The 19,823-nt window shown below is 62.6% G+C and carries 10 protein-coding genes; 8 read left to right on the forward strand and 2 right to left on the reverse strand.

The annotated features are described in order from the left end of the window. Positions 1–278: 278 nt before the first annotated feature. The 4 genes from aceE (at position 279) to msrA (ending at position 8,640) form a co-directional block, all read left to right on the forward strand. Positions 279–2,924: a pyruvate dehydrogenase (acetyl-transferring), homodimeric type gene (gene aceE / locus M5C01_RS06660; RefSeq protein WP_103498028.1), complete on the forward strand. Its 2,646-nt coding sequence runs from the start codon at positions 279–281 to the stop codon at positions 2,922–2,924. Positions 2,925–2,935: 11 nt separating this feature from the next. Continuing rightward, the gene (gene aceF / locus M5C01_RS06665) at positions 2,936–4,891 is read left to right on the forward strand and encodes a dihydrolipoyllysine-residue acetyltransferase (RefSeq protein WP_178129790.1); all 1,956 of its coding nucleotides are present in this window, start codon (positions 2,936–2,938) and stop codon (positions 4,889–4,891) included. A 329-nt stretch (positions 4,892–5,220) separates the two neighbouring features. Continuing rightward, positions 5,221–7,914 carry a GGDEF and EAL domain-containing protein gene (locus M5C01_RS06670; protein ID WP_103498026.1) on the forward strand — a complete coding sequence of 898 codons (2,694 nt, stop codon included), beginning with the start codon at positions 5,221–5,223 and terminating at the stop codon, positions 7,912–7,914. A 78-nt stretch (positions 7,915–7,992) separates the two neighbouring features. After that, positions 7,993–8,640 carry a peptide-methionine (S)-S-oxide reductase MsrA gene (msrA, locus tag M5C01_RS06675; protein ID WP_152737717.1) on the forward strand — a complete coding sequence of 216 codons (648 nt, stop codon included), beginning with the start codon at positions 7,993–7,995 and terminating at the stop codon, positions 8,638–8,640. 167 nt (positions 8,641–8,807) lie between these two features. Here msrA and rlmJ read toward each other — a convergent pair whose 3' ends face one another. Beyond that, positions 8,808–9,644 carry a 23S rRNA (adenine(2030)-N(6))-methyltransferase RlmJ gene (rlmJ, locus tag M5C01_RS06680; protein ID WP_152737718.1) on the reverse strand — a complete coding sequence of 279 codons (837 nt, stop codon included), beginning with the start codon at positions 9,642–9,644 and terminating at the stop codon, positions 8,808–8,810. A 151-nt stretch (positions 9,645–9,795) separates the two neighbouring features. On the opposite strand from rlmJ, the gene M5C01_RS06685 reads away from it, so the two are divergent. Next, positions 9,796–10,290 carry a DUF2165 domain-containing protein gene (locus M5C01_RS06685; RefSeq protein ID WP_103498023.1) on the forward strand — a complete coding sequence of 165 codons (495 nt, stop codon included), beginning with the start codon at positions 9,796–9,798 and terminating at the stop codon, positions 10,288–10,290. A 169-nt stretch (positions 10,291–10,459) separates the two neighbouring features. Next, positions 10,460–11,728: an O-acetylhomoserine aminocarboxypropyltransferase/cysteine synthase family protein gene (locus M5C01_RS06690; RefSeq protein WP_103498022.1), complete on the forward strand. Its 1,269-nt coding sequence runs from the start codon at positions 10,460–10,462 to the stop codon at positions 11,726–11,728. A gap of 64 nt (positions 11,729–11,792) precedes the next feature. On the opposite strand, the gene putP is transcribed toward M5C01_RS06690, so the two are convergent. Further along, positions 11,793–13,277, reverse strand: a complete 1,485-nt coding sequence (gene putP / locus M5C01_RS06695; protein WP_152737719.1) for a sodium/proline symporter PutP — start codon at positions 13,275–13,277, stop codon at positions 11,793–11,795. Positions 13,278–13,732: 455 nt separating this feature from the next. On the opposite strand from putP, the gene putA reads away from it, so the two are divergent. Further along, positions 13,733–17,686 carry a trifunctional transcriptional regulator/proline dehydrogenase/L-glutamate gamma-semialdehyde dehydrogenase gene (gene putA / locus M5C01_RS06700; RefSeq protein WP_152737720.1) on the forward strand — a complete coding sequence of 1,318 codons (3,954 nt, stop codon included), beginning with the start codon at positions 13,733–13,735 and terminating at the stop codon, positions 17,684–17,686. Between the two features lie 276 nt (positions 17,687–17,962). After that, entirely contained in the window at positions 17,963–19,765 is a 1,803-nt protein-coding gene (locus M5C01_RS06705) for an acyl-CoA dehydrogenase (RefSeq protein ID WP_152737721.1), read from the forward strand. Positions 19,766–19,823: the final 58 nt, after the last annotated feature.

The raw sequence follows: 19,823 nt of genomic DNA on the forward strand, positions 1-19,823 counted from the left end.
TTTTTTGGCAGCCAGCCTCAAAAAGGTGGTCACCTTGATTATTTTCCAACCAACAATATCGATTACGCTCACAACATAGCAGGAAGTTTTTACTCGTCGATCTGTAGTTTTACTACTCGTCTATACATTCGAAAGGCTGAAATGGTCGACGATTTGTAGTAAAACTACAGGACTCCGGTACAACCTCCGGACATCCAAGAATTTATGTCGTCTGCCCACAAGGCCAGTCGCAAACTCAGGCAACCGATTCTGGAAGCCTTTCCGCCCTGGAGCAAGCCATGCAAGACCTCGATCCCGTCGAAACCCAGGAATGGCTGGACGCCCTGGAATCGGTTCTCGACAAAGAAGGCGAAGACCGTGCTCACTACCTGATGACCCGTATGGGCGAACTCGCGACCCGCAGCGGCTCGCAACTGCCCTACGCCATCACCACGCCTTACCGCAACACGATTCCCGTCACCCACGAAGCACGCATGCCTGGCGACCTGTTCATGGAACGCCGCATTCGCTCGCTGGTGCGCTGGAACGCGATGGCCATGGTAATGCGCACGAACTTGAAAGATTCTGACCTGGGCGGTCACATCTCCAGCTTCGCCTCCAGCGCCACCCTGTATGACATCGGCTTCAACTACTTCTTCCAGGCCCCGACCGACGAGCACGGCGGCGACCTGATCTACTTCCAGGGCCACACCTCGCCAGGCGTCTACGCCCGTGCGTTCATGGAAGGCCGCATCACCGAAGAACAGATGAACAACTTCCGCCAGGAAGTCGACGGTCAGGGCCTCTCGTCCTACCCGCACCCTTGGCTGATGCCGGACTTCTGGCAGTTCCCGACCGTATCCATGGGTCTGGGTCCGATCCAGGCGATCTACCAGGCACGCTTCATGAAGTACCTGGAAGCTCGCGGTTTCATCCCTGAAGGCAAGCAGAAGGTCTGGTGCTTCCTGGGCGACGGCGAGTGCGACGAGCCGGAATCCCTGGGTGCCATCTCCCTGGCCGGCCGCGAGAAGCTGGACAACCTGATCTTCGTCATCAACTGCAACCTGCAGCGCCTCGACGGCCCGGTTCGCGGCAACGGCAAGATCATCCAGGAACTCGAAGGCGTGTTCCGTGGCGCCCAGTGGAACGTCACCAAAGTCATCTGGGGCCGTTTCTGGGACCCACTGCTGGCCAAGGACGTCGACGGCATCCTGCAACGCCGGATGGACGAAGTCATCGACGGCGAGTACCAGAACTACAAGGCCAAAGACGGCGCGTTCGTGCGTGAACACTTCTTCAACTCGCCGGAACTCAAGGCGATGGTTGCCGACCTGTCCGACGACGAGATCTGGAAACTCAACCGTGGCGGCCACGACCCGTACAAGGTCTACGCGGCGTACCACGAAGCGGTCAACCACAAGGAACAACCGACCGTCATCCTGGCCAAGACCATCAAGGGTTATGGCACCGGTGCCGGCGAAGCGAAGAACACCGCGCACAACACCAAGAAGGTCGATGTCGAAAGCCTGAAGCTGTTCCGCGATCGTTTCGACATTCCGGTCAAAGACGACCAGCTGGAAAACCTGCCGTTCTTCAAGCCGGAACCCAACAGCGCCGAAGCCCGCTACCTCAGCGAGCGCCGCACCGCACTGGGCGGTTTCGTGCCACAGCGCCGCGCGCAAAGCTTCAACATCCCGACGCCGCCACTCGATACCCTCAAGGCTATCCTGGACGGCTCGGGCGACCGTGAAATCTCCACCACCATGGCCTTCGTGCGGATCCTCGCGCAGCTGGTCAAGGACAAGGAAATCGGTTCGCGCATCGTCCCGATCATCCCGGACGAAGCCCGTACCTTCGGTATGGAAGGCATGTTCCGCCAACTGGGCATCTACTCCTCCGTCGGCCAGCTCTACGAGCCAGTCGATAAAGACCAGGTGATGTTCTACAAGGAAGACAAGAAGGGCCAGATTCTCGAAGAAGGCATCAACGAAGCGGGCGCCATGAGCTCCTTCATCGCCGCCGGTACTTCGTACTCCAGCCACAACCAGCCGATGCTGCCGTTCTACATCTTCTACTCGATGTTCGGCTTCCAGCGCATCGGCGACCTGGCCTGGGCCGCCGGCGACAGCCGCACCCGTGGTTTCCTGATCGGCGGTACCGCAGGCAGAACCACGCTGAACGGCGAAGGCCTGCAGCACGAAGACGGTCACAGCCATATCCTCGCGGGCACCATCCCGAACTGCCGCACCTTCGATCCAACCTACGGCTACGAGCTGGCGGTGATCATCCAGGACGGCATGAAGAAGATGACCGAAGAGCAGCAGGACGTTTTCTACTACATCACCGTGATGAACGAGTCCTACCAGCAACCCGCCATGCCGGCCGGTGTTGAAGAGGGCATCATCAAGGGCATGTACCTGCTCGAGGAAGACACCAAGGAAGCGGCCCACCACGTGCAACTGATGGGCTCCGGCACCATCCTGCGCGAAGTGCGTGAAGCGGCGAAGATCCTGCGTGAGCAATTCAACATCGGCGCCGACGTGTGGAGCGTCACCAGCTTCAACGAACTGCGTCGCGACGGCCTCGCCGTGGAGCGCAGCAACCGCCTGCACCCGGGCCAGAAGCCAAAGCTGAGCTACGTCGAAGAATGCCTCAACGGCCGCAAAGGTCCGGTGATCGCCTCTACCGACTACATGAAGTTGTTTGCCGAACAGATTCGTCAGTGGGTCCCATCCAAGGAATTCAAAGTCCTGGGTACCGACGGTTTCGGCCGCAGTGACAGCCGCAAGAAGCTGCGTCACTTCTTCGAAGTCGACCGTCATTTCGTGGTGTTGGCAGCCCTGGAAGCCTTGGCTGACCGTGGTGAGATCGAACCCAAGGTGGTGGCGGACGCCATCGTCAAGTTCGGGATCAACCCGGAAAAACGCAACCCACTGGACTGCTGAGGAGACACCCTGTGAGCGAACTCATTCGCGTACCTGACATCGGCAGCGGTGAAGGTGAAGTAATCGAATTGTTTGTGAAGGTCGGCGACCGCATCGAAGCCGACCAGAGCATCCTGACGCTGGAATCGGACAAGGCGAGCATGGAAGTGCCCGCGCCGAAAGCCGGCATCATCAAGAGCCTGAAAGTGAAGCTGGGCGACCGCCTGAAAGAAGGCGACGAGCTGCTGGAACTGGAAGTCGAAGGTGCCGCTGCTGCGGCGCCTGCGGCTGCACCGGCCCCTGTTGCCCAGGCGGCCGCGCCGGTTGCGGCCGCCGCACCAGTTGCCGCTCCGAGCGCCGCACCTGCCGCCGCCTCGGCCCAGCCAGTGCACGTGCCGGACATCGGTTCGTCGGGCAAGGCCCAGATCATCGAGATCTCGGTCAAGGTCGGCGACAGCATCGAAGCCGATCAATCGCTGATCACCCTCGAATCCGACAAGGCCAGCATGGAAATCCCATCGCCGGTCGCCGGTGTCGTGGAAAGCATCAGCGTCAAGCTCAACGACGAAGTCGGTACCGGCGACCTGATCCTGGTCCTGAAAGTCGCGGGCGCGGCGTCGGCCGCTGCTCCAGCACCGGCCCAAGCCGCCGCCGCACCTGCTGCCGCTCCGGCGCCAGTGGCTGCACCGGCCGCTCCGGTTGCCGACAGCGTCCAGGACATCCACGTGCCGGATATCGGCTCGGCGGGCAAGGCCAAGATCATCGAAGTCTCGGTCAAGGCCGGCGACACCGTCGAGGTCGATCAATCGCTGATCACCCTCGAATCCGACAAAGCCAGCATGGAAATCCCATCGCCGGCCGCCGGCGTGGTGGAAAGCATTTCCATCAAGCTCGACGACGAAGTCGGTACCGGCGACCTGATCCTCAAGTTGAAGGTCAAGGGCGTTGCCGCGCCAGCCGCTCCTGCTCCAGCCGCTGCACCTGCCGCACCGGCCAAGGCTGAAGCCGCACCTGCTGCACCAGCTCCAGCCGCTGCTCCGGTAGCCGCCCCGGCCATCTCGGGTGCCAAGGTTCACGCCGGCCCGGCGGTACGCCAACTGGCCCGTGAATTCGGCGTCGAGCTGAACGCGGTCAGCGCCAGCGGCCCCCACGGTCGCATCCTCAAGGAAGACGTGCAGGCCTACGTCAAGGCAATGATGCAGAAGGCCAAGGAAGCACCGGCCGCCGCACCTGCCGGCGCCACCGGCGGTGCCGGCATCCCGCCGATCCCGGTCGTGGACTTCAGCCGCTTCGGCGAAATCGAAGAAGTGCCGATGACCCGCCTGATGCAGGCTGGCGCCGCCAACCTGCACCGCAGCTGGCTGAACGTGCCGCACGTGACCCAATTCGACTCGGCGGATATCACCGAGCTGGAAGCGTTCCGCGTGGCCCAGAAAGCCGTGGCCGAGAAGGCTGGCGTCAAGCTGACCATCCTGCCGCTGCTGCTCAAGACCTGCGCTCACCTGCTCAAGGAACTGCCGGACTTCAACAGTTCGCTGGCCCCAAGCGGCAAGGCGATCATCCGCAAGAAGTACGTCAACATCGGCTTCGCCGTCGACACGCCGGATGGCCTGCTGGTTCCGGTGATCAAGAACGTCGACCAGAAGAACCTGCTGCAACTCGCCGCCGAAGCGGCTTCCCTGGCTGAAAAAGCCCGGACCAAGAAGCTCTCCGCCGACGACATGCAGGGCGCCTGCTTCACCATTTCCAGCCTCGGGCACATTGGCGGCACCGGCTTCACGCCGATCGTCAACGCGCCGGAAGTGGCGATCCTCGGTGTCTCCAAGGCCACCATCCAGCCGGTCTGGGACGGCAAGGCCTTCCAGCCCAAGCTGATGCTGCCACTGTCGCTGTCCTACGATCACCGGGTGATCAACGGTGCAGCCGCCGCGCGCTTCACCAAGCGCCTGAGCGACCTGCTGGCGGATATCCGCACTATCCTGCTGTAACCGCGAACCCGGTCTCCTCCCTTGAGGAGACCGGGCCCGCGTACCGATTTCCGAGCGCCACGCTCGTACCTCAACCCCGCCAATTGGCGGGGCTTTTTTTGCCTGCTTTCCGGGCAATGCCATAAACGATTCAGCAAACGCCGTGCGCCCCTTGAAATAGACGGGTGGCGACGCCCGTTAACTGAAGAAATCCCCTCCTCGGCCGATACATTGAAGGCACGGAGCCACTGTTGTGCTTGTCAGCCTGACCTGCTTAATGCAACCTTGCCCAACACGCCAGAAAAACGGTTTGTACCCAGCGTGACCCGTACTCTTGAAGCGAGCTCTCAATGAAAAGCCAACCGGATGTCGCCAATAGATTGGCGGCCGAGGTAGTAACGCAATTGCCAGTGCCCTCGCGGCTCGGCATGCTGCGTTTCGAACGGCTGAATGAAGCAAGCTGGGCACTGCTGTTTCTCGATCCCAATTGCGAGCGCCAGTTCGGCCAACCGGCCATTGAACTCTGCGCCCTGGTCGGCTCGCCCTATGCCAGCCTGATGGAACCGGAAGCCCGTTACCGGCTGCACGACACCATCCAGCAGCAACTGGTCGACAGCCCGCATTACCTGATTCGCTACACCCTGCACACCACCCAGGGGCCACTGAGCCTGCTGGAAGTCGGTGAAGCCTACAAACAACACAACCGTCACCTGCTGCGCGGCTACCTGCTGGTGGTCGAGGGCCTGCTCGGCCAGGAGCCGAGCTTGCCGGCCGCCGACCTGGAAACCCAGAACAGCCGCCTGCAGATTGCCCTGGAACTGAACCAGCGCGCCCAGCAGGAACAATTGCTCCACCTCGACCGGGTACGCGCCCAGCAGGACCTGATCCTGCGCCTGGCGCGCCAGCGCTACAGCGCCGGCAAGTCCCTGCTCGAAGCCGCCGAACTGATCACCCGTTGCGCCTGCGACATCTACGAAATCGACTGTGCGAGCATCTGGAACCTCGAAGGCAGTCGCCTGGTACCGATCTGCTCCTATCACCGCGATCGCCAGCAATACGTATTGCCGGACATCATCGATGTCAGTGGTTTCCCCGACTACCTGGAAGCCCTGCACACCAGCCGCGCCATCGACGCCCACAATGCCAACCGCGACCCGCGCACCCGGGAAATGGCCGAAAGCCTGCGCCCGCGGGATACCAATGCCATGCTCGACGCCAGCATCCGCATCGACGGCCAGGTGGTCGGCGTGCTGTGCCTGGAACAGACCGGCAAGAGCCGCGCCTGGCAGTCCGATGAGATCGCCTTTGCCGGTGAGCTGGCGGACCAGTTCGCCCAGGTCATCAACAACCACAACCGACGGGCCGCCACCAGCGCCCTGCACCTGTTCCAGCGCGCCGTGGAACAGAGCGCCAACGCCTTCCTGCTGGTCAGCAGCGAAGGCGTGGTGGAATACGTCAACCCCAGCTTCACCGCCATCACCCAGTACAGCACCGAGGAAGTCCACGGCCAGAAGCTCTCCGAGCTGCCGGCCCTGGAGAACCTCAGCGAGCTGCTGTTCGACGCGCCCTCGAGCCTGGCCAAGAGCAATAGCTGGCAAGGCGAGTTCAAGAGCCGACGCAAGAACCTGGAGCCCTACTGGGGCCAGCTGTCGATCTCCAAGGTCTACGGTGACAACCGCGAACTGACCCACTACATCGGCATCTACGAAGACATCACCCAGAGCAAGCTGGCGCAACAGCGCATCGAGCGCCTGGCCTACACCGACAACCTGACCAACCTGGGCAACCGCCCGGCGTTCATCCGCAACCTCGACGAGCGTTTCGCCCGCGACAGCGACTCGCCCATCAGCCTGCTGCTGGTGGACATCGACAACTTCAAGCGGATCAACGACAGCCTCGGCCACCAGACCGGCGACAAACTGCTGATCAGCCTGGCCCGACGCCTGCGCAACAGCCTGAGTCCGAGCGGCAGCCTGGCGCGCTTTGCCAGCAACGAATTCGCGGTGCTGCTGGACGATACCGACCTGGAAACCGGGCAACAGATCGCCAGCCAGCTGCTGACCACCCTCGACAAGCCGATGTTCGTCGACAACCAGCTGATCAGCGTCACCGGCTCCGTGGGCCTGGCCAGCGCGCCGCTGCATGGCCGCGACCCCCAGACCCTGATGCGCAACGCCGGCCTGGCCCTGCACAAGGCCAAGGCCAACGGCAAGCACCAGGTCCAGGTCTTTACCGAGGCGCTGAACGCCGAGGCCAGCTACAAGCTGTTCGTCGAGAACAACCTGCGCCGGGCCCTGACCCAGAACGAGCTGGACGTGTTCTACCAGCCCAAGCTCTGCCTGCGCAGCGGCCGCCTGCTGGGCATGGAGGCGCTGTTGCGCTGGAACCACCCGGAACGCGGCATGATCCGCCCGGACCAGTTCATCAGCGTCGCCGAAGAAACCGGCCTGATCATCCCGATCGGCAAATGGGTCGCGCGCCAGGCCTGCCGCATGAGCAAGCAACTGACCGCCTCCGGGCTGGGCAAGCTGCAGGTGGCGATCAACCTGTCGCCCAAGCAGTTCTCCGACCCGGACCTGGTGGCCTCCATCGCCAGTATCCTCAAGGAAGAACAGCTGGCGCCGGCCCTGCTGGAGCTTGAGCTGACAGAAGGCCTGCTGCTGGAAGCCACCGAAGACACCCACCAGCAACTCGACCAGTTGAAAAGGCTTGGCCTGACCCTGGCCATGGACGACTTCGGCACCGGCTATTCGTCCCTGAGCTACCTGAAGAAATTCCCGATCGACATCATCAAGATCGATCGCAGCTTCATCCATGAAATCCCGGACAACCAGGACGATATGGAAATCACCTCCGCGGTGATCGCCATGGCCCACAACCTGAAGATCAAGGTGGTGGCCGAAGGGATCGAGACTTACGAGCAACTGACCTTCCTGCGGCGCCACCGTTGCGACGTCGGCCAGGGCTACCTGTTCGACCGGCCGATCCCCGGTCTCGACCTGATCCAGCAGCTCAAACGTTACCCGCGCGGCCCTTTGGCCTGACAGCGCTGTAACACTCGGGCACACTGTCGGTCTATCCTACTGTATCGCTTATCCCAACCTGACTGAGAGGACTGTGACATGGTCTTGCGCTCGGAAATACTGGTGAACAAAAACGTGCTCCCAACCAAAGAACAAGCTCTGCCTGGCCGCGAAACCCCGATGAGCGTGCCGGAAAACCATTTCGTCAACGGCAACCCGCTGCTGGGGCCCTTCCCCGGCAACGTGGAATTCGCGATTTTCGGCCTGGGTTGCTTCTGGGGCGCGGAACGACGCTTCTGGCAACGTGAAGGGGTGTACAGCACCTCGGTGGGTTACGCCGGCGGCTTCACGCCGAACCCGACCTACGAAGAAGTCTGCTCGGGCCTGACCGGCCATAGCGAAGTGGTACTGGTGGTGTATGAACCGGAAATCGTCAGCTACGAGCAACTGCTCGCGCTGTTCTGGGAACTGCACGATCCGACCCAGGGCATGCGCCAGGGCAACGACATCGGCAGCCAGTACCGCTCGGTGATCTACGCCACCAAGCCGGATCAGTTGGAAGCGGCGCTGAAGAGCAAGCAACTGTACCAGGCCGAACTGAGCAAGGCCGGCCATGGCACTATCACCACGGAAATCGACGAAGCGCCGACTTTCTTCTATGCCGAGGCCTATCACCAGCAGTACCTGGCGAAGAACCCCGAAGGCTATTGCGGGATTCGCGGCACGGGCGTGACCTGCCCGATCTGATTCAGCACCCGGCGTCGGACACAGGTTTTGCGGACACCACAGACCTGTAGGAGCCTGGCTTGCCAGCGAAGAGGCCCTCAAGAGCGCCAAAAGCTTCGCGGGCAAGCCCTGCCCCTACAGTTGCGCGATGTGTTCAGAGCATCAGGGGAAAACCCAAGGCCCCCGACTTACTCGGCAATCAACCAATCCATCCGCCAATCACCCTGGGTCTGCCCCAGCTTCTGCGCCAGCCACGGCAACAACTCCCGCAGCTCCTCTTCCAGTCCCCACGGCGGATTGGCAATCGCCAGGCCCGAACCGTTCAGGCTCGCCGGCGTATCCAGCGGATGCACCAGCAATTCCACCCGCAGCAATTTCGGCGCACCGCTACCGGCCAGATCCTGATAGAAGCGCTTCAGGGCGCGCTGATCCTTGATCGGATACCAGATCGCCGCCACCGTCTGGCGCATACGCCCGATGGCGTCCTTGAGCGATGCCGCACAGCGCTGCATCTCATCCAGCTGTTCGAACGGCGGATCGATCAGCAGCACCGCACGCTTCTCTGCTACCGGCAGCAAGGCCCGCGCCACATGCCAGCCTTCGCCCAGGTGCACCGCCACGCGCCGGTCGCCCTTCATATTGTCCTTGAGCAGCTTGCCGTCTTCCGGGTGCTTCTCGTTGAGCAGGATCCGCTCGCGCTCACGGGTCAGGCGTCGCGCCAGCTCCGGCGAGCCCGGGTAGTAGCGCAATTCGCCATCCGGGTTCATCTCGTGCAGCACACGCATGTAGTCGGCGGTCACCGCCGGCAACGCCTGCTCGCCCCACAAGCGGGCGATCCCCTCCAGGTATTCGCCGGTGCGGCTCGCCTGGTCGCCCTTGAGGTCGTACAGGCCAATGCCGGCGTGACTGTCGATATAGGCGAACGGCTGCTCCTTGCGCGCCATCAGGGCGATCAAACGGGTCAGGATCAGGTGTTTCAAGACGTCGGCGTGATTGCCGGCGTGGAAGGCGTGACGGTAGTTCATGGCGACTCCTGCGAAGGAGGCGAAGTTTACCTTGTGCCCGGGCGTACGTCAGGTCGCAGCGTACCGGCGGCATCGGAAGTGTCTGACATATTCCCGGGGCCGGGCAGTGATAAGGTCGTTTTCCCGCCTATCGGAAAGAAGGATCCGAGCAATGACCAGCCGCTACGCCAAGATTGTCCTCACCCTGGCCCTCGCGGCCTTCGCCTTCATGGTCACGTTCAACAATGTCACCGACTACGGTTCCAACTTCGCCTTTGTCCGCCATGTACTGAGCATGGACACCACCTTCCCGGACAATGCCGCGATGTACCGCGCGATCACCACCCCCGCGCTCTGGCACGCCGCCTATTGGCTGATCATCTTCGGCGAAGGCCTGACCGCGGCGCTGCTGGCCCGTGGCGCGTGGTCACTCTGGCAAGCGCGCAAACGCGACGCCGCCAGCTTCGCCCAGGCGAAGCAGTGGGTCATCGGCGGCGCAACCGTCGGCTTCCTGGTCTGGTTCTTCGGTTTCATGGTAGTCGGCGGCGAATGGTTCCTGATGTGGCAATCGCAGACCTGGAATGGCCAGGAGCCGGCCTTCAAGTTCTACATGGCGATCCTCGGGGTGCTGATCTTCGTCAATCAGGCGGACAACGAGTTGGCTTAATCCGGCCACTTGCCGATTGCGCGCCAGTATCGGACACTGGCGCGCCGGTTTGCGGTCCGACCACGGGCGCAGCACCCAAGGTCATTGGCGACTCAGACACACGAGACCATTAAGCGACCGCACCTGCCTGGCAGTGCTCATTAATGGAATTCCACTGAGTCGAGACTTTATGAAAGACGCAACGATTGCGCTCCATCACGGTTTCAAGTCGGACCCGACCACCAAGGCCGTGGCCGTGCCCATCTACCAGAACGTCGCCTTCGAATTCGATAACGCCCAGCACGGCGCCGACCTGTTCAACCTGGATGTCCCGGGCAATATCTACACCCGGATCATGAACCCCACCAACGATGTGCTGGAACAGCGCCTCGCCGCCCTCGAAGGCGGGATCGCCGGGTTGGCGGTGTCCGCCGGCAGCGCCGCGATCCACTACGCGATCCAGACCCTGACCCGTGCCGGCGACAATATCGTCTCCACGCCGCAGCTCTACGGCGGCACCTACACCCTCTTCGCCCATCTGCTGCCGAGTTTCGGTGTCGATGTGCGCTTCGCCCGCGACGACTCACCCGAAGCCATCGCCGAACTGATCGACGAGAACACCAAGCTGGTCTATTGCGAAAGTATCGGTAATCCGGCGGGCAATATCGTCGATCTCCAGCGCTTCGCCGAGGTTGCCCATGCCCGCGGCGTACCACTGATGGTCGACAACACCGTGGCGACGCCGATCCTGTGCAAGCCGATCGAGTTTGGTGCCGATATCGTCGTGCACTCGGTGACCAAGTACGTCGGTGGCCACGGCAACTCCCTGGGCGGGGTGATTGTCGATGCCGGCACCTTCCCCTGGGCCGACTACCCGGAAAAATTCCCCGGCCTGAACACCCCGGAGGCCGCCTATCACGGCGTGGTCTACACGGAAAAATTCGGTCCTGCGGCGTTTATCGCCCGAGCCCGCACCGTACCATTACGCAATACCGGCGCGGCCCTGGCGCCGATGAACGCCTTCCTGCTACTGCAAGGCCTGGAAACCCTGGCCTTGCGCATGGAGCGGCATACCGAGAACGCGCTCAAGGTGGCGCAGTTCCTCAAGGCCCACGAGCAAGTGGCCTGGGTCAGTTACGCCGGCCTGCCGGACCACCCGCACCATGAACTGGCGCTCAAATACATGAAGGGCAAGCCTTCGGCGATCCTCTCGTTCGGCCTCAAGGGAGGCTATGCAGCCGGTGTGCGTTTCTACGATGCACTGCAGATCTTCAAGCGCCTGGTGAATATCGGCGACGCCAAGTCCCTGGCCTGCCACCCGGCCTCCACCACCCACCGGCAAATGAACGAGCAAGAGCAGGCCAAAGCCGGCGTGAAACCGGAAATGATCCGCCTGTCCGTTGGCATCGAGGCGATCGAGGATATCCTCGAAGACCTGCAACAAGCGCTACGCGCTTAAAGCAAAACGGCCCGCCTCCAGGGAGGCGGGCCGCCAAGCGTTCAGGGCTTCAGCCCCCCTTCGATCAGTGCTCCAGGCGGAATTGCTTCTCTGCCGCGTCGAAGCGCCGTAGCATCAGCGCCGAGGGCGCACCCATCCGGCTGACGATATAGATCGCCAGACTGGCGAAGATAAAGCCTGGAATAATTTCGTACAGCCCCAGCAGGTTGAAGTGCTTCCAGACGATCACCGTGATTGCCCCCACCAGAATCCCGGCCAATGCGCCATTGCGGGTCATGTCCTTCCAGATCACCGAGATCAGCACCACCGGACCGAACGCCGCACCAAAACCGGCCCAGGCGTAGCTCACCAGGCCCAGCACGCGGTTTTCCGGATTGGCCGCGAGGGCGATGGCCACCAGCGCCACCAACAACACCATGGCGCGACCGACCCAGACCAGCTCGCGCTGGGAAGCCGACTTACGCAGGAAGGTCTTGTAGAAATCCTCGGTCAGGGCGCTGGAGCACACCAGTAACTGGCAGCTCAAAGTGCTCATCACCGCCGCCAGGATCGCCGACAGCAGCACACCCGCAACCCACGGATTGAACAGAATCTTCGCCAGCTCGATAAACACCCGCTCATGGTTCTCACCCACGGGGCCGGCCACCTCGGGATGCGCCGAGAAGTAGGCGATGCCGAAGAAGCCCACCGCCACGGTGCCGCCCAGGCAGAGGATCATCCAGGTCATGGAAATGCGCCGGGCCCTGGCAATCGACTTGACCGAATCCGCCGCCATGAAGCGCGCCAGGATATGCGGCTGGCCGAAGTAGCCCAGGCCCCAGCCCATCAGCGAGAGAATGCCAACGAAGGTGGTGCCCTTGAGCATGTCGAAGTTGGCCGGATCCTTGGCTTCAATGGCCAGGAAGGTGGTGTCGACGCCGCCGGTGGCCAGCAGCACGATGATCGGCGTCAGGATCAGCGCGAAGATCATCAGCGTGGCTTGCACGGTATCGGTCCAGCTGACCGCCAGGAAACCACCGATAAAGGTGTAGGCAATGGTCGCCGCCGCGCCGGCCCACAAGGCCGTTTCATAGGACATGCCGAAAGTACTTTCGAACAACCGCGCCCCGGCAACGATGCCCGACGCACAGTAGATGGTGAAGAACACCAGGATCACCAGCGCGGCAATGATCCGCAGCAGGCCACTGTGATCCTCGAAACGACTGGAGAAATAGTCCGGCAGGGTCAGCGCATCGCCATTGTGCTCGGTCTGTACCCGCAGGCGCCCGGCGACGAACAGCCAGTTCAGGTAGGCCCCGACGATCAGGCCGATGGCGATCCAGCTTTCCGACAGCCCCGACAGGTAGATCGCACCGGGCAAACCCATCAGCAACCAGCCGCTCATATCGGAAGCGCCGGCCGACAGCGCGGTGACAACGCTGCCAAGGCTGCGGCCGCCGAGAATGTAATCGGAGAGGTTATTGGTCGAGCGATAAGCCATCAGGCCGATCAGCACCATGGCGGCGATATAGATCACGAACGTGATCAGGGTGGGGTTGCTTACACTCATTGAAAAATCCCTGGCATTGTTTTTATTGAGCGACGGTCCGACCGACGCAAAGCATGATGTTTGTCAGACGATTAAACGCAGCAGGCATTTATGAGCGATATTTCCTCAGGAAAATCGCCAGCCACGACCTACCGCACGTAGGAGGTTGCACTGCGGCGGCGAATGCTATTCAACAAACCGAATAAGGTGCAACCCATTTCGCCCGAATAAGTTGCACCTATTGAATTTTGCGTATTTTCCGACGATTTCCCGCCCTTTTTCAGTGCGAGAAATGCCCCTGTCGCCCGGAAAACCCCGGACTGAAGGCGCCGAGTACAAGTGGGAAAATAATTCCTGATCTGCCGCCGTTTTTTCCTGCAAAAAAAGGGTTGCACCCGGTTGCACCTCGATCGAGCCAGCGCTACTCTTTCCGCCAGCTGATGCCACGCCATCGTGGTAACCATGAGGATAAGAAAATGGCTACGACCACCCTTGGGGTCAAACTCGACGACCCGACCCGTGAGCGCCTGAAGGCCGCGGCCCACTCGATTGACCGCACCCCCCATTGGCTGATCAAGCAAGCCATTTTCAATTACCTGGAAAAGCTCGAGAGCGGTGCAACCCCGGGTGAAATCAACGGTTCGTCCCGTGGCGACGCCGACGACAGCGGTGACGTTCCGAGCGACCACGCCCACCAGTGCTTCCTCGAATTCGCCGAAAGCATCCTTCCGCAATCGGTACTGCGCGCCGCCATCACCGCCGCCTACCGTCGCCCGGAACCGGAAGTGGTGCCGATGCTGCTGGAGCAGGCACGCCTGCCGGCAGCCATGGCCGACGCCACCCACAAGCTCGCCGCCTCGATTGCCGAAAAACTGCGCAACCAGAAGAGTGCCGGCGGCCGTGCCGGGATTGTTCAGGGCCTGTTGCAGGAGTTTTCCCTGTCGTCCCAGGAAGGCGTGGCACTGATGTGCCTGGCCGAAGCCCTGCTGCGCATCCCCGACAAAGGTACCCGCGACGCGCTGATCCGCGACAAGATCAGCACCGGCAACTGGCAACCGCACCTGGGCAACAGCCCGTCGCTGTTCGTCAATGCCGCCACCTGGGGCCTGCTGCTGACCGGCAAGCTGGTCGCCACCCATAACGAAACCGGCCTGACCTCGTCCCTGAGCCGCATCATCGGCAAGAGCGGCGAACCGATGATCCGCAAGGGCGTCGACATGGCCATGCGCCTGATGGGCGAACAGTTCGTCACCGGCGAAACCATCGCCGAAGCCCTGGCCAACGCCAGCCGCTTTGAAGCCAAGGGCTTCCGCTACTCCTACGACATGCTCGGCGAAGCGGCCCTGACCGAGCACGACGCGCAGAAATACCTGGCGTCCTACGAGCAGGCCATCCACTCCATCGGCAAGGCTTCCCACGGTCGCGGTATCTACGAAGGCCCGGGCATCTCGATCAAGCTGTCGGCCCTGCACCCGCGCTACAGCCGCGCCCAGTACGAACGGGTGATGGACGAGCTGTACCCGCGCCTGCTGGCACTGACCCTGCTGGCCAAGCAATACGATATCGGCCTGAATATCGACGCCGAAGAGGCCGACCGCCTCGAACTGTCCCTCGACCTGCTCGAACGCCTGTGCTTCGAACCGCAGCTGAGCGGCTGGAACGGCATCGGCTTCGTGATCCAGGCCTACCAGAAACGCTGCCCGTATGTGATCGACTACGTCATCGACCTGGCCCGCCGCAGCCGCCATCGCCTGATGATCCGCCTGGTCAAGGGCGCGTACTGGGACAGCGAGATCAAGCGCGCCCAGGTCGAAGGCCTGGAGGGCTATCCGGTCTACACCCGCAAGGTCTACACCGACGTTTCCTACATCGCCTGTGCACGCAAGCTGCTGTCGGTACCGGAAGTCATCTACCCGCAGTTCGCCACCCACAACGCCCACACCCTGTCGGCCATCTACCATATCGCCGGGCAGAACTATTACCCGGGCCAGTACGAATTCCAGTGCCTCCACGGCATGGGCGAACCACTGTACGAACAGGTAGTAGGCAAGGTTTCCGAAGGCAAGCTGAACCGTCCGTGCCGGGTGTATGCACCGGTCGGCACCCATGAAACCCTGCTGGCCTACCTGGTCCGTCGCCTGCTGGAAAACGGCGCCAACACCTCCTTCGTCAACCGTATCGCCGACCAGTCCATCTCGATTCAGGAGCTGGTGGCCGATCCGGTGGCCAGCATCGAGCAGATGGCGACCCTGGAAGGCGGCTTCGGCCTGCCACACCCGCGTATTCCGCTGCCGCGTGACCTTTACGGCCGCGACCGGGCCAACTCCGCCGGCATCGACATGGCCAACGAACATCGCCTGGCATCGCTTTCCTGTGCCCTGCTGGCCAGCGCCCACAATGACTGGAAAGCCGTGCCGCTGCTGGGCTGTGTCGCCAGTAACGAAGCTCCGGCGCCGGTGCTCAACCCCTCGGACCATCGCGACCTGGTCGGTTATGTCCAGGAAGCCACCGCCGAAGATGCCGACAATGCGATCCAGTGCGCCCTGAACGCCGCACCGATCTGGCAGGCCACCCCGCCCACCGAACGGGCGGCCATCCTGGAACGCGCCGCCGACCTGATGGAAGGCGAGATCCAGCCGCTGATGGGCCTGCTGGTCCGCGAAGCCGGCAAGACCTTCGCCAACGCCATCGCCGAAGTCCGTGAAGCCGTGGACTTCCTGCGTTACTACGCGGTGCAGGCGCGCAACGATTTCAGCAACGACGCCCACCGCCCGCTGGGCCCGGTGGTCTGCATCAGCCCGTGGAACTTCCCGCTGGCGATCTTCAGCGGCCAGGTGGCTGCAGCATTGGCGGCCGGCAACCCGGTACTCGCCAAGCCCGCCGAACAGACCCCGCTGATCGCCGCCCAGGCCGTGCGCCTGCTGCTCGAAGCCGGGATTCCCGAAGGCGTGGTGCAACTGCTGCCTGGCCGCGGTGAAACCGTCGGCGCGCGCCTGGTGGGCGATGAGCGGGTCAAGGGGGTGATGTTCACCGGTTCCACCGAAGTGGCGCGCCTGCTGCAACGCAGTGTCGCCGGTCGCCTGGATACTCAGGGCCGACCGATTCCGCTGATCGCCGAAACCGGCGGGCAGAACGCGATGATCGTCGACTCCTCGGCGCTGACCGAACAGGTGGTGATCGACGTCGTGTCCTCGGCCTTCGACAGCGCCGGCCAACGTTGCTCAGCCCTGCGTGTACTGTGCCTGCAGGAAGATTCCGCCGACCGCGTGATCGAAATGCTCAAGGGCGCCATGGCCGAATGCCGCCTGGGCAACCCGGAACGCCTGTCGGTGGATATCGGCCCGGTGATCGACGCCGAAGCCAAGGCCGGTATCGAGAAACATATCCAGGCCATGCGCGACAAAGGCCGCACGGTCTACCAGGTGGCCATCGCCGAAGGCGAGGAATGCAAGCGCGGCACCTTCGTGATGCCGACCCTGATCGAACTGGAAAGCCTCGACGAACTGCAGCGGGAGATCTTCGGCCCGGTGCTGCACGTGGTGCGCTACAAGCGCAAGGACATCGACCAGTTGATCGCCCAGATCAATGCCTCCGGCTACGGCCTGACCCTCGGCGTGCATACCCGCATCGACGAGACCATTGCCAAGGTGATCGACAATGTCCACGCCGGTAACGTCTATGTGAACCGCAATATCGTCGGCGCCGTGGTCGGCGTGCAACCATTCGGTGGCGAAGGCTTGTCGGGCACCGGACCGAAAGCCGGTGGGCCGCTGTACCTGTATCGCCTGCTGTCGACTCGGCCGACGGATGCCATCGAACAGTCCTTTGCTCGGGGCGATGCCCTGGCCGCACCGGATCTGCGTCTGCGCGAAGCTTTGCTCAAGCCGCTTCACGCCCTGAAGGCCTGGGCCGAGAGCCAGAAGCTGGCGGACCTCGATGCGCTGTGCGCGGCCTTTGCGGCGCAGTCGCAAAGCGGGATTACCCGAGTGCTCAACGGCCCGACCGGCGAGCGCAACAGCTACGCCATCCTGCCCCGCGAGCATGTGCTGTGCCTGGCGGACATCGAAGGCGACCTGCTGACGCAACTGGCGGCGGTATTGGCCGTGGGCGGTTCGGCGGTCTGGCCGGAAGGCGAATCGGCCAAGACGCTCTACGGGCGCTTGCCGAAAGAAGTGCAGGCGCGCATCCAGCGTGTGGCCGACTGGACCAAGGACGAGGTGCTGTTCGACGCGGTGTTGCATCACGGCCATTCCGACCAGTTGCGCGGGGTCTGCCAGCAGATTGCCCAACGTAGCGGCGCGATTGTCGGTGTGCACGGTTTGTCCCAGGGCGAAACCGGCATTGCACTGGAGCGCCTGGTGATCGAGCGGGCGTTGAGCGTCAACACCGCGGCGGCGGGCGGTAACGCCAGCCTGATGACCATCGGTTAAGCCGGGCGGAAGGTCTGGCTCCTTAATGGGTGCCAGGCCTGACGACTTCACCCAGCGGAAAATCGCCTTCGCGGGCAAGCCCTGCTCCTACAGTCCTGTGTCGTACACAAAATCAGAGGATGACAAAAAACTGTAGGAGCAGGGCTTGCCCGCGAATAGGCCGGCCCAGACAACACACCTCCCTGAATTCTGCCCCTCCATCACCCACATCAATCTTGCTAGGCACCGCTTATTCAGCCGCCTAGACTCGGCGCACTCCCCCACAGGTAGGCCGCCATGTCCGAGATGCTGCTCAGTTCCCGCAATCTGGCTTTCGAGCTGTACGAAGTCCTCGATGCCGAGGGCCTGACCCAGCGCGAGCGATTCGCCGAACACTCCCGGGAAACCTTCGACGCCGCCATCGGCACCGCCCGTACCATCGCCGAGAAATTCTTCGCCCCGCACAACCGCAAGAACGACGAAAACGAACCACGCTACGAAAACGGCGAAGCGATCCTGATCCCGGAAGTGAAACCGGCTGTCGATGCGTTCCTGGAAGCGGGCTTCCTCAACGCCGCGCGCAGCTTCGAAGATGGCGGCATGCAACTGCCGACCCTGCTGTCCCAGGCCTGCTTCGCCCACTTCCAGTCGGCCAACGCCGCCTCGACCTCCTACCCGTTCCTGACCATGGGCGCGGCGAACCTGATCGAGAGCTTCGGCAGCGACGAACAAAAGCACCGCTTCCTGCAACCGATGATCGACGGCCGCTTCTTTGGCACCATGGCCCTGACCGAGCCCCACGCCGGCTCTTCGCTGTCGGATATCCGCACTCGCGCCGAACCGGCCGCCGACGGCAGCTACCGGCTCAAGGGCAACAAAATCTTCATTTCCGGCGGCGACCACCCGCTATCGGAAAACATCGTGCACATGGTCCTGGCAAAACTGCCGGACGCCCCACCCGGAGTGAAGGGCATCTCACTGTTTATCGTGCCCAAGTTCCTGGTCAACGACGACGGCAGCCTCGGCCCGCGCAACGATGTGCTGCTGGCCGGGCTGTTCCACAAGATGGGCTGGCGCGGCACCACCTCCACGGCGCTGAACTTCGGCGATAACGGCAACTGTGTCGGCTATCTGGTGGGCAAGCCGCACCAGGGCCTGAGCTACATGTTCCAGATGATGAACGAAGCGCGGATCGGCGTCGGCATGGGCGCGGTGATGCTCGGCTATGCCGGTTACCTGTATTCCCTGGAGTACGCCCGGGAACGCCCCCAGGGCCGCCTGCCCGACAGCAAGGACCCGAGCACCGCACCGGTTTCGATCGTCCAGCACGCCGACGTCAAGCGCATGTTGCTGACCCAGAAGGCCTACGTCGAAGGCGCCTTCGATCTCGGCCTGTACGCCGCGCGGCTGTTCGATGACACCACCACACTGACCTCCGAGATAGAGCGCCGCCAGGCCCATGAACTGCTCGACCTGCTGACTCCCATCGTCAAATCCTGGCCCTCGGAGTTCTGCCTCAAGGCCAATGAACTGGCGATCCAGATTCTCGGCGGCCACGGCTACACCCGCGAATACCCGGTGGAACAGTACTACCGCGACAACCGGCTGAACCCGATTCACGAAGGCACCCACGGCATCCAGTCCCTCGACCTGCTGGGGCGCAAGCTGGCGCAGAACGGCGGGGCCGGCTTGAAGCAGCTGATCCGACTGATCGCCGACACCGCCAAGCGCGCCGCCGCCTATTCCTCCCTGGATACCCTGCGCCAGCCGCTGGAGGATCTGGTCGCACGCCTGCAAAGCGTGACCCTCGGCCTGCTGACCGACCTGGCCCAGGGCAAGGTCAACAGCAGCCTCGCCAACTCGGCGCTGTACCTCAAGGCGTTCGGCCACACGGTGATTGGCTGGCGCTGGCTGGAACAGGCGGTGCGCGCCGAGGAAGGCCTGGCCAGGGGCAATCCGGCGGACCTGCCCTTCTACAAAGGCAAGCTGCAAGCCGCGCGCTACTTCCTCACCTGGGAAGTCCCGGGCTGCCATCATGAGCTGGCCATTCTCGAAGCGCGGGACGATACCTGCCTGTCGATGCAGGACGCCTGGTTCTAAAGCTTTTGACAGCGGTACATTTCAACAGGTTAGAATCGCTGGCACGCAGACTGCATGG

This window comes from Pseudomonas sp. MWU12-2319 (genome assembly GCF_023242525.1).
Lineage (GTDB): Bacteria > Pseudomonadota > Gammaproteobacteria > Pseudomonadales > Pseudomonadaceae > Aquipseudomonas > Aquipseudomonas gingeri_D.